This is a genomic window from Algoriphagus limi, assembly GCF_024919275.1.
Classification (GTDB): domain Bacteria; phylum Bacteroidota; class Bacteroidia; order Cytophagales; family Cyclobacteriaceae; genus Algoriphagus; species Algoriphagus limi.
Window position 1 is genome coordinate 495,208 of sequence record NZ_JANWGH010000002.1, and the last position, 14,482, is coordinate 509,689.

The 14,482-nt window shown below is 43.5% G+C and carries 14 protein-coding genes; 11 read left to right on the forward strand and 3 right to left on the reverse strand.

The window, feature by feature from the left end; all coding sequences use genetic code 11:
- Positions 1-102: 102 nt before the first annotated feature.
- The 5 genes from NY014_RS10515 to NY014_RS10535 all read left to right on the forward strand — a co-directional run bounded on the left by NY014_RS10515 (position 103) and on the right by NY014_RS10535 (position 4,500).
- Positions 103-1,395, forward strand: a complete 1,293-nt coding sequence (locus tag NY014_RS10515) for a Gfo/Idh/MocA family protein (RefSeq protein ID WP_259414543.1) — start codon at positions 103-105, stop codon at positions 1,393-1,395.
- Between the two features lie 98 nt (positions 1,396-1,493).
- Positions 1,494-1,943, forward strand: a complete 450-nt coding sequence (locus tag NY014_RS10520) for a styrene oxide isomerase (protein ID WP_259414544.1) — start codon at positions 1,494-1,496, stop codon at positions 1,941-1,943.
- An 89-nt stretch (positions 1,944-2,032) separates the two neighbouring features.
- Positions 2,033-3,574, forward strand: a complete 1,542-nt coding sequence (locus tag NY014_RS10525; RefSeq protein WP_259414545.1) for an amidase — start codon at positions 2,033-2,035, stop codon at positions 3,572-3,574.
- Positions 3,575-3,649: 75 nt separating this feature from the next.
- Positions 3,650-4,075: a MarR family winged helix-turn-helix transcriptional regulator gene (locus NY014_RS10530; RefSeq protein WP_259414546.1), complete on the forward strand. Its 426-nt coding sequence runs from the start codon at positions 3,650-3,652 to the stop codon at positions 4,073-4,075.
- Between the two features lie 2 nt (positions 4,076-4,077).
- The gene (locus tag NY014_RS10535; protein ID WP_259414547.1) at positions 4,078-4,500 is read left to right on the forward strand and encodes an organic hydroperoxide resistance protein; all 423 of its coding nucleotides are present in this window, start codon (positions 4,078-4,080) and stop codon (positions 4,498-4,500) included.
- Between the two features lie 76 nt (positions 4,501-4,576).
- Here NY014_RS10535 and gldJ read toward each other — a convergent pair whose 3' ends face one another.
- Together gldJ and mfd are read right to left on the reverse strand one after the other, a co-directional pair.
- Positions 4,577-5,800 (reverse strand): gliding motility lipoprotein GldJ, encoded by a 1,224-nt coding sequence (gene gldJ, locus NY014_RS10540; RefSeq protein WP_135072282.1) that lies wholly within the window; start codon positions 5,798-5,800, stop codon positions 4,577-4,579.
- 178 nt (positions 5,801-5,978) lie between these two features.
- A complete protein-coding gene (mfd, locus tag NY014_RS10545) occupies positions 5,979-9,332 on the reverse strand; it encodes a transcription-repair coupling factor (RefSeq protein WP_259414548.1) in 3,354 nt (1,117 codons plus the stop codon).
- Positions 9,333-9,446: 114 nt separating this feature from the next.
- Here mfd and NY014_RS10550 point away from each other — a divergent pair, with 114 nt between their 5' ends.
- Positions 9,447-10,061 carry a cytochrome c oxidase subunit 3 gene (locus NY014_RS10550; protein ID WP_259414549.1) on the forward strand — a complete coding sequence of 205 codons (615 nt, stop codon included), beginning with the start codon at positions 9,447-9,449 and terminating at the stop codon, positions 10,059-10,061.
- A 3-nt stretch (positions 10,062-10,064) separates the two neighbouring features.
- Positions 10,065-10,505, forward strand: a complete 441-nt coding sequence (locus NY014_RS10555) for an SRPBCC family protein (protein ID WP_259414550.1) — start codon at positions 10,065-10,067, stop codon at positions 10,503-10,505.
- On the opposite strand, the gene NY014_RS10560 is transcribed toward NY014_RS10555, so the two are convergent.
- Positions 10,502-10,972: a Fur family transcriptional regulator gene (locus tag NY014_RS10560; RefSeq protein ID WP_259414551.1), complete on the reverse strand. Its 471-nt coding sequence runs from the start codon at positions 10,970-10,972 to the stop codon at positions 10,502-10,504. The two genes, NY014_RS10555 and NY014_RS10560, sit on opposite strands and share 4 nt — an antisense overlap.
- Positions 10,973-11,164: 192 nt before the next feature.
- On the opposite strand from NY014_RS10560, the gene NY014_RS10565 reads away from it, so the two are divergent.
- The 4 genes from NY014_RS10565 to NY014_RS10580 all read left to right on the forward strand — a co-directional run bounded on the left by NY014_RS10565 (position 11,165) and on the right by NY014_RS10580 (position 14,340).
- Positions 11,165-12,415, forward strand: a complete 1,251-nt coding sequence (locus NY014_RS10565) for an aspartyl protease family protein (protein ID WP_259414552.1) — start codon at positions 11,165-11,167, stop codon at positions 12,413-12,415.
- A 90-nt stretch (positions 12,416-12,505) separates the two neighbouring features.
- Positions 12,506-13,096, forward strand: coding sequence for a LemA family protein (locus NY014_RS10570; protein WP_259414553.1), 591 nt, complete (start codon positions 12,506-12,508; stop codon positions 13,094-13,096).
- A 10-nt stretch (positions 13,097-13,106) separates the two neighbouring features.
- On the forward strand, positions 13,107-13,544 hold the full coding sequence (locus NY014_RS10575) for a TPM domain-containing protein (protein WP_259414554.1): 438 nt from the start codon (positions 13,107-13,109) through the stop codon (positions 13,542-13,544).
- Positions 13,522-14,340 (forward strand): TPM domain-containing protein, encoded by an 819-nt coding sequence (locus tag NY014_RS10580; protein ID WP_259414555.1) that lies wholly within the window; start codon positions 13,522-13,524, stop codon positions 14,338-14,340. Before NY014_RS10575 ends, NY014_RS10580 begins: the two co-directional genes overlap by 23 nt.
- Positions 14,341-14,482 lie beyond the last annotated feature (142 nt).

Consider the following 14,482-nt stretch of genomic DNA (forward strand, 5'->3'; position numbering starts at 1 on the left):
TTTTTCATTCCACGCGATTCTAAGGCCTTTTATCAAAAAATAGCCGAGATTTTTTCTGAATTGGTTAAATTCCCTTGTCTAGAACCCAAAAACCTTAAATCCATGGCTATTTCAAGAAGAAAATTTTTCCTTACCAGCGCTCTCGCCGGAGCTGGATTGACATTGGCTCCTGAGTTTTCATTTGGTAAAACTAAACGAGCTCCTTTTGGTAAAACAGTCCGGCTGGGCTTTATCGGAGTGGGACGCCAAGCAATGGGCTTGCTGAATCGATTTATGCAACTTCCCGAAGTAGAAGTCACCGCAGGAGCAGATGTATATGAAATCAAACGAACCCGATTTGAAGAACGGGTAAAAGCCGCCTATGCACAGCGAGGAACTCAACCTCTTAGCCTGAAAGTCTATGATGATTATCGAGACCTTTTGGCTAGCTCTGAAGTAGATGCGGTGGTGATTGCTACCCCGGATCACTGGCATGCCAAAATCGCAATTGATGCCTGCCGGGCCAAAAAAGACATTTACCTGGAGAAGCCCCTGACCTTTACTGTCTATGAAGGGCAACAGCTTGTCAAAGCGGTAAGGGAAAATGGAACTGTCCTCGCAGTAGGAAGTATGCAGCGTTCCGCTGTGAATTTTCAAACTGCAGTCGCTCATGTTCAAAAAGGAAGTATTGGAAAAATTCAGGAGGTTTTGGTCCATGTAGGAGAAAATCCTTTCCCAAAGCCTTTTGACCTAACTCCTGAAACTGTTCCTACCGGATTGGACTGGAAAGCCTGGTTAGGTCCCCTACCCGATTTACCTTATCACCCCAATTTGAACCCCCCTATTTCACTGGACCCGGTAGAAAACGAAAAACTATGGGCCGCCTGGCGCTGGTTTAAGGAAACTGGAGGAGGATTGATGACCGACTGGGGTGCGCACATGATTGATATCGCACAATGGGGATTAAATCAGGATAGAAAAGGACCAGTAGAAGTAATACCACCAATGGGAGATGCCCCTCTCACCTACCGCTTTGCAGATGGAATCCCAATGAAAATCACTACTTTCGATGAAGGTAGACAAGGCGTCAAATTCATGGGAGAAAAAGGTTGGATCAAGGTTTCTCGAGGTAATTTCGAAAGCTCTCTTCCAGAAATCAGCTTGGAAAAAAATGATGAAAACTTCAATTATTCCCAGCATTACATAGACTTTATCGAATCAATCCAACGGCGAAAAGATCCTATCGTACCAGTTGAAATCGGTCATAGCACTTGTACTTCCTGTACTATTGGAAATATTGCCAAGGAGCTAAATCGACCACTGAAATGGGATCCAATCACCCAACATTTCGGGGATGATTTTGAAGCCAATACCAAATTGCACTACACCTATCAAAATGGAATTTCCTTAGTGTAGGCACTATGCAAAGCCCAGAATTCATACATCCAAATTAAATAAGGAGAGCCTCCTAGTTTAGGCTCTCTTTTTCAATTCTAACCCTAACCTAAACCCCCATGGAAAAGTCAATTCTACTTAAAGCTCAGTCCAACAGACTTATCTACTGGGGTGTTTTTCTTTTCCTTCTTGGTTTAGTGGTTGGGCTAATGGCACCAGTATTCGCAAACCCAAGAATGGGAGTTTCCAGCCATATTGAAGGGATTTTAAACGGAATGTTCCTGATGATCCTTGGGCTGATTTGGCATAAAATCCAAGTTTCGGATAAGTGGCTGAAGATTACTTTTTGGTTAGCAATCTATGGAACCTTTATGAATTGGTTTGGGATATTACTTGCCGCTGTATTCAATGGAGGAAAAATGCTGGGTATCATGGCTCCCCCTCAGGAAAGTTCTCCCATAGTAGAAGGCATAATCGGTTTTTCGCTTATTTCACTCTCCGTGGCCATGATTGCCACCTGCGCCATTCTATTAATTGGTCTTAGAAGAAATATGTCCGCGATGACTTAAATCTTGATAGCCAATTAATCTTCGATTGAAATCCCTCTCAGATTTTCACCAAAGCATTATAAAATCTAATCCGAAAAAAGTTTTCAACAATGTCTAGAATCCTCGCCTTCATTTCCCTATTGATTCTTGGAATTACAGGATGTCAGCAAGCAGAAAAGTCCATTTCCATTGAACTTTCAGAGCTTACGATTTTGGAAATTCATAATGCATATCAAAATGGGACTTTTTCAGCAGAAGAGTTAACCAAAGCATATCTGGACCGAATTGCAGGATTCGATGGGCCTATCAATTCCATCACAGTCATCAATCCTGACGCGATCACTAGAGCCAAAGAGCTAGATCAGGAATTCGAAACTACCGGAAAATTGAGACCACTTCATGGCATTCCAATCATTGTTAAGGACAATATCAATACGGTCGGACTCCCTACTACAGCTGGCTCCATCGCATTAAAGGATTTTATTCCTGAAGAAAATGCACCCATTATTTCTAGATTGATCGATGCAGGAGCAATTGTTCTCGCCAAATCCAATATGGCGGAATGGGCATTTTCTCCCATGCATTCCGAAAGCTCTACACATGGTACTACTCACAACCCTTACAATCTTGACTTTGTACCTGCAGGTTCTAGCGGAGGCACAGGGGCAGCAGTCGCGGCAAATTTTGGAACGGTAGGCTTGGGAACAGACACCGGTAATTCCATTCGGGGACCATCCTCTCATAATTCCTTGGTTGGATTCCGAACTACCCTGGGCTTGATCAGCAGAACAGGGATTGTTCCTCTTTATCTTCGAAATGATGTAGTCGGCCCTATGTGCCGAACAGTGGAAGATGCTACCCGCGTGATGGAAGCGATGGTTGGGATTGACCCAAAAGATCAGATTACTCAATATTCCGAAGGAAAAACTCAAACAAACTACCAGCAATTCCTAGATAAGGATGGTCTGAAAGGAGCTCGAATTGGAGTGCTTCGGGAAATCAGTGAAGAAATTGATCCAGAGGTCAAAGCCCTTTTTGAGCAATCTTTGGTTGATCTTCAAAACCTGGGAGCAACAGTCATTGATCCTATCGCAGTCCCGAATTTTGCTACTCTACGCCAAAATCAATGGTGTGCTACTTTCCGGAAGGATCTGGAAACCTTCTTGGAGGATTTTGTAAAAAATGACTCAATCCAAACTTTAGAGGACATCATTCGAATCGGCTCCAATTCTCAATTTGCTTTGGATAGGCTGGAAATGATGGCTAACAATTCTGGAAGATGGGGGCTGGAAGAGGAGGTCTGTGGAAATGCCTACGAAGACCCTAGAAGAATTGCTTTTCGAGAGGCGATAGAAAATGTCATGGATTCCCTTCAGCTAGATGCTATTGTTTATCCCTCCTGGAATTTTAAACCCGCAAGAATAGACCATTTTCAAGAGGAATACAGAGGAGACAACAATCAAATCATTTCTCCCCATACCGGCCAACCTGCATTTACAGTTCCGATGGGATTTACCAGTGGTAATCTACCAGCAGGAATTCAGTTTTTAGGAAGAATGTATGCCGAGCCTACCCTTATCAAGCTCGCTTATGCCTATGAGCAGGGAACAATGCATAGACGGCCTCCGATATTATCCAGTGATAAAGAATAATGGTAAAATCATTTTCAGCTGCTTATTGACGGAAGTCCAAACTTTTCCAATTAAATTGAGTCAAATTGAAATATCATGGACTCACTACAAAATCTCACCTATTTACTATACAGCAATTCCCGCCTACTCATCCAACAGATTCAATCCCAACTTCAGGAATTTGGGCTCACTTACACCCAATACCTGACCCTTTCAGTCCTCTGGGAGGAGGATGGTCAATATGTCAACCAAATCGGTCAAAAATTAGAATTAGACTCTGGAACCCTTACTCCTTTGCTGAAAAAATTGGAAGCCCAAAACTACCTTAAACGAATCCGAAGCGAGGAGGATGAGCGGAAAGTAAAAGTAGAACTCACCTATCCGGGAAAATCGCTTCAAAGTAAAGTTGAATCCGTATTGAGCCAATTTTCTGAGCAATTAGAACTTTTGCCAGATTCCCAGCTATTCAAGCTAAACAGTTCGCTCTCGGACTTGTTATCCACATTAAAATCACTTGACTAATTATGGAAAAACTGAATATCGACTACACAGCAGTTGCGATCAATACGGGTGGCCGAAAAGGTCATGTCCGAACCGATGATGGAAAATTGGATTTTGATGTGTCCATGCCCAAAGAAATCGGGGGTGATGGAGAAAAAACCAACCCAGAACAATTTTTTGCAGCGGCTTATGCTACTTGTTTTGGAGGAGCTTTAGGTGCTGTAGCCGGAAAGACTAGCCTCCGAGATTCAGAAATCAAAGCTAAAGTTCACTTGGGTAATTATGGGCCAAATAGCTTCGGATTGGCAGTGGATATCGAAGTCAAAATCCCCCAAGCTGAATCTCTGGAACATGCCCAAAATTTGGTTGAAGCAGCTCATGAGGTTTGTCCTTATTCCAAAGCTACTAGAGGAAATATTGAGGTGAATGTGAAAGCGGTAGAATAATTTTCACTCATTATTTACCAACAAAAAAGGCTAGCCGAATTGATCAGCTAGCCTTTTTTTATTGATTTAACCTTTATTATTTTCCTTTTTCTCCGATAGAGATCATCGCACATCGGAATCCGATGTGGTTAGTCGCAGAATCCTGATGCATGAATCTTCGGGTACCTGGAGCCAACCAGTAAGTTACGTCTCTCCAGCTTCCTCCTTTATAAACACGCATCTCATCAGTTAGCATGGAAACTTCATAGTTTTCTGCTTCATCACCATATCCATCTTTACGAAGGGGGTTCAAATCATCTGCGTCTTGGAAGGTCATTGGACGATATACGTCATATACCCATTCGTTCATATTTCCAGCCATGTGATACAATCCAAAGTCGTTTGGAGCCATATCATACACGTTCGTAGGTAGAATTTCACCGTCATTTCGCTGATTTCCGGAAATACCTCCGTAGTCACCGCGACCTCGCTTAAAGTTAGCTAAGAAATCACCTTGCTTTCCTTTACGCTTCACATTGTATGGGTTACGAACGCCACGACCATCCCAAGGATAGATACGTCCATATTCTTGATTCTCATCCAAATATTGGGTTCCGATCATAGCCTTGGCTGCATATTCCCATTCTGCCTCAGACGGAAGACGGAAATCAGCCATAGCCACACCTCTTTCAATCAATTGGGCTTTGGTAAAGGTGGAATCCAATTCTCTTTCCTGGCGGATCAACTCCTGAACATAATCAGTTCTCCACTTCGCATAGATATTTGCCTGCTTCCAAGAAACACCAGCTACCGGATAGAAATTGAAACCTGGGAATCGGAAATAGTAAGACTGGTACATGTCATTGAATGACAAAGCACCACCCCAAACATCTTCTCTAGGCTCTAACTTCAACAAGGAGTCTGCACTCACTTTTTTCTTCATGTCAAACAGGAATTCCCGATAATCATTATTGGTGATTTCTGTTTCATCCATGTAAAAATTAGCCACTGTCACGGTACGCTCCAGGTTGTCACGGAATGCCATGATATCTTCTTCCTGAGAACCAATAACAGCACGGCCACCTTGGATGAATTTCAAGTTTGGACCAGGAATCTGTTCTGCGTTTCTCGCTACAAAGAATGAAGTTGTGTCTTGCTCATCAAAAGAAAACTCAGCCCCAGTGGTAGCACTTCGCTTACCCGGCTTGGCTGCAGTTCTTCGACCGTAGCCCGGAGTTTTGTTACAAGAGGATAGGATAGACCCGCCTACGATCAATAAGGCTGTAGCCCAAAGTCCCCAAGATTTCTTACTCGAATACATATGAAAAGAGGTTTTTTTGCCCAATTTGATTTGCTAATATAAGTTCATTCGGATGGACTTGCAATCATTGCCAACCGGCTGAAAACGTTGAATTTTGCCAAATTTGCCCAAATAGCAAAGTATCTGCAAAATTCCAGTGCGAAACTGCAATATTTATGCCAGTTAAATTTTTGTAAAATTAGCTTTCAAGCATGTCTTTCAGCCATTTTTGGCCTTCAGAAATGCTGGAAACATTCGAAATCGTAAGAATCAAACGATTCTTGTACTCCTTTATTTTAAAGTATCGGGAGTTTATTTGTGCAAAAGCCATGATTTTCTGGAAGATAGGTGAGGAGTAAAAATCCCCACGATCAGAGGGCAACAAATAGCACTTCATCTGTCCATTTTTCAAGACTAGTTTTTCAATTCCCAGTTTCTCTGCCTTCCATCGTAACCTTACCGTCTCCATCAAATCCTGAACCACTGGCGGAACGGGTCCAAAACGATCGTCCAGCATTTGAGCAAACTGACCCAATTCCTCCTCATCTTTGATGGAGTCCAATTTGGAATACAAGCTCAAGCGTTCGCTGATATTAGCGACATAGTCCTCAGGAATAAGCAATTCCAGATCCGTTTCCACCGTACAATCCTGAACAAGCACCTTTACTTTCTCCTTCAAATCCACTTCGAATAGAGCAGCGAATTCATTCTCCTTCAACTCCTGCACCGCTTCATCCAGGATTTTATGATACATCTCAAATCCTAGATCCGTGATAAATCCACTTTGCTCGGCTCCTAACAAATTCCCGGCTCCTCGGATATCCAAATCCCGCATCGCCACCTTGAATCCATCCCCCAAATCTGAAAATTCCTCCAAAGTCTGCAATCGCTTTCTGGATTCTGGAGTCAAACCTGACATTGGGGTAGTCAACAAGTAACAGAAGGCCTTTTTATTGCTTCTTCCTACTCGACCGCGCATTTGGTGAAGATCACTTAATCCGAACATATGTGCCCGGTTGATGATGATGGTATTGGCATTGGGGATATCGAGACCGGATTCAATGATATTGGTGGAAACAAGTACATCGTACTCATGCTCAATGAAATCCACCATGATCTTTTCCAATTTCTTTCCATCCATTTGTCCGTGAGCACCGATGACCCGGGCATCCGGCACCAGCTTCTTGATCAGATTGGCAATGCTATCAATCTCCCCAACCCGATTGTGGACAAAGAATACCTGACCTCCACGCCTTAGCTCATAGGCTACCGCATCCCGAATTACTTCTTCCTGAAATGAATGAACTTCCGTTGTAACCGGCTGCCGATTGGGAGGGGGAGTGGAAATCACAGAAAGATCCCGTGCTCCCATCAGAGAAAAATGCAGCGTTCTTGGAATCGGAGTCGCTGTCAACGTCAATACATCAACATTGACCCGGATATTTTTCAATTGATCCTTAACCCGCACTCCAAACTTCTGCTCTTCATCTATAATCAATAAGCCCAAATCCTTGAACTCCAGGCTCTTATTTACAATTTTATGTGTACCGATCAGGATATCGATTCTTCCTGATTTAACCTCTTCAACAATCTGCTTGACCTCTTTTGCTGTGCGGAATCGGTTGATATAATCCACAGTAACCGGAAATCCTGAAAGCCGCTCTTTAAAAGTCTGAAAATGCTGCATAGCCAAAATGGTGGTAGGCACCAAGACCGCAACTTGCTTTCCGTCATTGACCGCCTTGAAGGCTGCTCGGATCGCAACCTCAGTTTTTCCAAAACCCACATCTCCACAAACCAAGCGGTCCATGGGATAACTTTTTTCCATATCGGCCTTCACATCACTCGTGGCCATTGCTTGATCCGGAGTATCCTCATATATAAAGGAACTCTCCAACTCCACTTGCAAAACTGAATCCTTGGAAAAAGCAAAGCCATGAGCTGAACGACGCTTGGCATACAAGGCAATGAGGTCTTTTGCAATATCCTTGACCTGCTTTTTGGCGCGCTTCTTTTTATTTTCCCATTCCGGAGATCCCAACTTGGACATGGTTGGCATTTGCCCTTCCTGTCCAGAGTACTTCGAGATTTTATGGAGTGAGTGAATGTTGACATAGAGCAAATCATCATCCCGGAAGACAAGGCGTACAGCTTCCTGCATTTTTCCACCTACTTCCACCTTTTCCAATCCGGCAAATCGCCCAACTCCGTAATCCACGTGGACGATGTAATCTCCCGGATGAAGGGCCTTCAGCTCTTTAATGGTGAGAGCCTTGGATTTGCTGGCTTTCTTTCGGGATCGATAGCGATGAAATCGTTCAAAAAGCTGATGATCCGTGTAGCAAATGAGTTTATTTTGCTTGTCCTCATAGCCTTCCCGCAATCCCAAAAGCATGGTCTGAACCTGCAATGTGGGATCGAGTTCTGCAAAAATCCCAACCAAACGATCAATCTGCTTGGCATTTTCACCAGTAATCAAATTGGTAAGCCCTTGCTTTTCATTTTCTGCAAGGCTACTCACCAATAGGTCAAAGTTTTTATTGAAAGAAGGCTGAGGCTTGGAATCCCAGTTCAATTGATCGCTACCCTTGAGGTAAAACTGCTTCCCGAATTCTACGATTTTAAAGCTTTTCACCTGTCGGATAAAATCATCCGCTCTTTCAAAAAGATCTTCCGGCTTAAGAACGGTCTTCGTCTGATTGGTTTTGGCCAAAATCTGATCAAAAGCCAACTCAGCTTTATGAAAACACTCCTCCATCACATCAGCCGTCAACTGATAATCCTTGATCCAAAGGGTGGTGTTTTCAGGCAGAAAGCCTAAAAATGACTGCCTTACTTCCTGCAATAATTTGGTTTGGGTATTGGGAATCAGGGAAATCAGATCGACTTCCGCGATGGACAACTGAGATTCGGGATCGAAGGTCCGAATACTTTCAATTTCTTTCCCAAATAATTCCAAACGGTAGGGATGCTCATTGGAAAAGGAAAACACATCCAAAATCCCTCCGCGAATGGCAAATTGCCCGGGCTCGTAAACAAAATCCGTACGCTCAAAATCATAGCTATGGAGGAGTTCGGATACAAACTCCATATCTACCTGCTCTCCGACTCGGGCTTGAAAAGTATTTTCCTGAAGGGATCGCTTATTGATTACCTTTTCATACAAAGCTTCAGGGTAGGTGATCAGAATTTGATCTTCTTCCTGAGAATTAAGCACATGGCTGAGAATTTCTGAGCGGAGCAGTACATTGGCATTGTCCACTTCCTCGTATTGATAGGGTTTTTTAAAACTGGAAGGAAAAACCAGGTAATCTTCCTTGCCCGTGAGATTTTGCAAGTCGGTATTGAGATAGGCAGCTTCTTCTTTGTCCTGGGCAATAATCAGATGAAATCCTCCTATCCGCTGTACTATGGTTGTGAATACCACCATATCCAAACTGCCGGAAAGTCCCCGAATCTGGAAATTTCCTTTGGGGCTTTGCGCAAGCTTTTCAGTGAAAGTCCGTAAGAAAGGATCCGAATGATAAATGGAAAGGAAAGATGCTCTATCCAAAACGGTAGGGTTTTGTTTGGGGGCGCAATTTAGGCTATTTCATTTTTTCAAATTAGAAATTGATGAATTATCCCAAGTCCTGAACCTAAGGCGCTGTAATTTGTTTTCCTCTCAATGAATCAGTCTTCCCAACATAAAACTTGGTTTCAGCGCATCGAATCCATGCATCCCTATGAGACACTTTTGTACTTGGGGATGATTGGTAGCGGTTTGATCTTCCTGTTTCTGGTGGCTGCCTTCCTTTTTTCAGGTTTGGACCAATTAGCCGGGATGAATAAAAAAATCCCCGTTTCTTTTCTGATTTCAACCTTTCTATTGGTTTCCAGCGGCTATACTGCCACCAAAATGCGGCTTTACTATCAGGAGGAAAAAGCCGATAAAGTCAGCCGTGCTTTGGGAACGACCTTGCTGTTAGGAATTATTTTCACGGCACTTCAGGTATCCGGATGGATGGAATTGCAATCCATGGGGATTGACTTCAAGGGAATCCCGAGCGGAAGCTTTCTTTACCTCCTGTCCGGAATCCACATCTTCCACTTATTGGGAGCCATGGTTTTTGCCACCATACTTTGGGTGCAACTGCGAAAGCGGAAGCATGATGAAATTCAGCGCCTCATCCTTTTTACCAACCCTTTTGAGAAAATGCGACTTCGTCTTTTTACCGTTTATTGGCAATTTATGGATGGGATTTGGTTGGTACTCTTTTTATTATTTGTGATCAGTTTGTAAAAGATGAAGCTCCAACTCGAAACTCAGGTACAACAAGATTACCTAACCGTAAAGGACGGCTTCGATGAAAGCCTATTCAAGCGATTGAGTCCTCCTTTTCCTCCGGTGAAATTGCTTCGATTTGATGGTTCGAAAAAAGGTGATGTAGTTTCCCTAGAGCTGAATTTTATTTTTTTCAAGCAAAAATGGACCAGTGATATTACGGAAGACCATACCGATGAAAAGGAGTTTTATTTCATAGATCAGGGAACTGAACTTCCCTTTTTCCTCAAAAAATGGACACACAAGCATCGTGTCATCAGAAAAGAAGAGGGCAGCATTATTCGGGATGAAATAGAATTCGAAGGGCCTAATTTCCTGTTGACCTTACTTCTTTATCCGGCACTTTGGGTACAGTTTATTTACCGCAAACCGATCTACCGAAAAATATTTCGAAAGGCTTAAATCTGAGGGAGATTCTCGCAGTTTTTGATCTGACAATCCCCATACAAAACCAAGGAATGGGAAGTGATGGATGAATCGAATTCCTTTCCGATCAACTCCTTGATTTCATTGATTTTAGGATCGGAAAATTCACGGATTTTCCGGCATTGATTGCAGACGTAGTGGTCGTGATGCTTGTAGGTCAAAGCCTGCTCGTAGAGTGCCACCTTATCCTTGAATTGGTGCTTTACTGCCAAGCCACTCTCCACCAATAAATCAAGCGTGTTGTAAATCGTCGCCCGGCTGATAGTGTAGCCTTTGTTTCGCATTTTAAGGAAAAGCCCCTCCACATCGATGTGTTCGTCCTGTGGAAGCAAATACAATTCATCAATGACCGAAAACCGCTCCGGTGTTTTTCGGCTTCCCTTTTTTATCAGGAAATTCTCAAAAATCTTTTTAGCCTTTTCGATTATCGCCGTGTCTGCCATTTTTTTCTACTATCTAAAAAATAAAGATGCGGGATAATCGATTTTTTGACAAGCCAGCTATCCTCTTTACGATAATTTGGTTTCAGTCTAATTAAAAATTTATGGAAACATTGAGGGTGGGGATTTTCGTTTAATCATTGTACGCATTACAAGCAAAATTGTAAATTAAGAAACCACCCGATCCAAAAAGACTTGAAAAGACTTCTGGTTCTATTTTCACTCATCTTTGCCATCGAATTTGGCGCAATCGCCCAAATTCCAGGCTTCTTTATGAAAGAAGATAAGCGGCGTGTGATTTTACCTTTTTACGCCTCCAATAGCTTAATCATCGTTCCCGTCTCCATCAATGGCACTTATCCGGTAAATTTCCTCATCGACACCGGCGTGCGCTCCAATATCCTATTCAGTAAGGATTTGGGAGATGCCATGGGCTTGGAATATTCCCGCCGACTCAATTTGATGGGTGCCGATGGCAAAGAAGAAATCATGGCTCAGGTTTCCCCTGTAAATCATTTGGACTTAGGACCCATAGAGGGCGTTGCCCAGAGTTTGCTGGTTTTGGAAGAGGACTTTTTAGAGTTGGAATCCGTAGTTGGTGTACCGATTTATGGAATCATCGGCTACGAGTTTTTCAAATTCAATCCTGTCAAAATCAATTACGACGACGAGCGAATTGAATTTTTCCGTAGAAAAGCTATGAAATGGCGACCGCCATTCTACACCAAACTGGACATGACCATTGAGCAAAATAAGCCTTATATCAATGCTACAGTCAAGCAGCGAAACGGGGAAATTCTAAAGTCCAAATTACTAATTGATACGGGAGCGAATCACGGGCTCTTGCTCAATCGGGAAACCACCGATCGCATAGAACTTCCTGCACTAAACATCGAAACTGAATTGGGACAAAGCCTAGGAGGAACGCTTTACGGACATATCGCTCGAGTGGATTGGGTCAAAATCAATAGTCTGAAACAGCGGGATGTTCTGACTTCCTATCCTGAGGAAACAGCTTTTAGCTACGTAATCAAAGAAACAGGTCGCTATGGAAGTTTGGGTTCAGAGGTTTTGGGACGAACACGAATTATTCTGGATTACCCGAGAAATCGAGCCATGTTTAAAAAAGGAGAAACCTTTTATGTCCCTTATGAATATGACATGAGCGGGATGACCGTGAAAAAAGTCCCGACTGATGACCAACGCTTTTATATAGGTGCTGTTCGGGAAGGTTCCCCAGCAGCCGAGGCCGGAATTCTCCCATACGATGAGGTTCTAAGCATCAATAAAATTCCGGTTATCATTTGGGAGCTCGCAGAAGTCATCAAACTGCTCCGATCGGAGGAAGGAAAGGTCGTGGAATTCAAAGTGCGCAGGTACTTTGACGAGACCCTAACCCGCTATGAGGATTTTACGTATCAGATTACCTTGCAGAAACAGATTTGATCGAAAGCATAGCATCAAAAATTTCTTACTTTTGATCAACAAGCAGTTAAAAAACTAACCAACTTGATCACAGATTAAAAAACAGACACTATGAAAAAAGTATTGATTCCAATTGCCATCCTAGCTGTAGTGGGAATTTTCATCTACACCAAAGCGGTGGGAACTTATAACACCTTCGTGACAAACGAAGAGCAAGTCAACGGAATGTGGGCAGAAGTAGAAACCCAATATCAGCGTCGTGCTGACCTGATTCCTAACTTGGTGAATACCGTAAAAGGCTATGCTGATTTCGAGCAGGAGACCTTGACAGGTGTGATTGAAGCACGTGCAAAAGCCACTTCTATCACCATCGACCCGACCAATCTGACTCCTGAGAATATCGAGCAGTTCCAGCAGGCTCAGGATCAACTTTCAGGTGCTTTGAGCCGATTGTTAGTAGCGGTGGAGCGCTATCCTGATTTGAAAGCAAACCAAAATTTCCTTGAGCTGCAGGCTCAATTGGAAGGAACTGAAAACCGGATTGCGGTAGCTCGTAGGAACTTCAACCAGGAGGTTGTTGCTTACAACACCAACTTGCGAACCTTCCCGAACAACCTCTTTGCGGGATGGTATGGATTTGAAACCAAAGGAACTTTTGAAGCTTCAGCAGGCGCTGAAAATGCTCCAACGGTTCAGTTTTAAATTCTGAAAAATGGCTGAGAAACTCTTTTCTACCGAAGATCGAGAACAAATCATCCAAGCCATTGTAGGGGCTGAAAAAGTCACTTCCGGAGAAATCCAGGTACATATCGAAAACCACTGCCGCATCGACGTACTCGATCGGGCGGCAGAGGTATTCGAAACCCTCAAAATGTATCAGACCAAGGATAGAAACGGAGTCCTCTTCTACCTGGCTGTGGAAGATCACAAATTTGCTGTTCTAGGAGATGCCGGGATCAACCAAGTGGTGCCCGTGGACTTTTGGGAACAGATCAAAAACCGCATGGCCGAGCTCTTCAGCAAAGGTCAATTTACCCAAGGCCTGATCGAAGGAATCGAATCCGCAGGAAAAGCCCTTTCCGAACATTTCCCTCACCAAGGCGACGCAGACGAAAACGAACTACCTGATGAAATTTCATTCGGGTCTTAAAGACCTCTTATTCCTTTTTCTGACTTTTTTCATTCTGGCAGGAGTGGAAGCTCAAGACTTTCCACCTCCCCCCAATCCTCCACGTTTGGTGAATGATTTCTCCCAAACACTCAGCTCCAGTGAAGTCAATCAACTCGAACGAAAACTGGTAGCCTATAATGATAGCACCAGCACTCAAATCGCTATCGTCATGATTCGATCAGTGGGTCCTTACGATATCTCCGATTATGCTTTCCAACTTGGAGATAAATGGGGAATCGGGGGAGCTGAAAATGACAATGGACTCCTGATTCTAGCTGCCATGGACGACCGAAAGGTGTTTATTGCCACCGGTTATGGTTTGGAAGGAGCTGTGCCGGATGCCTTGGCAAAGCGCATCGTCAGTGACCTGATTATCCCGAATTTCAAAATGGAAAACTACTATGCGGGATTGGATCAGGCTACCGATATGATCATCAAACTCGCATCCGGAGAATACCAAGCCGAACAGGTTCTGGACAACGGAAATGAGGGTGGGGGATTTGTAATTCTTTTCATCTTCATCCTAATTTTTGTGATTATTCCGCTGATTCGAAACCGTAAGGATAATGATAACCACATGGGCGGAAAAGGAGGAGGCATTGACCTTTGGACGACCATCATGCTGGCCAATATGCTGAAAGGCGGAGGAAGAGGGAAGTTTGGAGACTTTTCCAAAGGAGGAGGAAGCTTTGGTGGATTCGGCGGCGGTGGCGGCGGATTTGGAGGCTTCGGTGGTGGTAGTTTCGGTGGCGGCGGCGCCGGTGGAAGTTGGTAGAGAGGGGTTGGAAAGTTGAAAGGTTAAAGGTTGGAAAGTGAGAAGGTTTTCAAATTTGAAAATTGAAAAATTGGAGGAGCTTGGCTGCCGTGACAGAAAAGTAATTTGATGATAATTATTTCAGGGGGGAGTCGAAACCTCT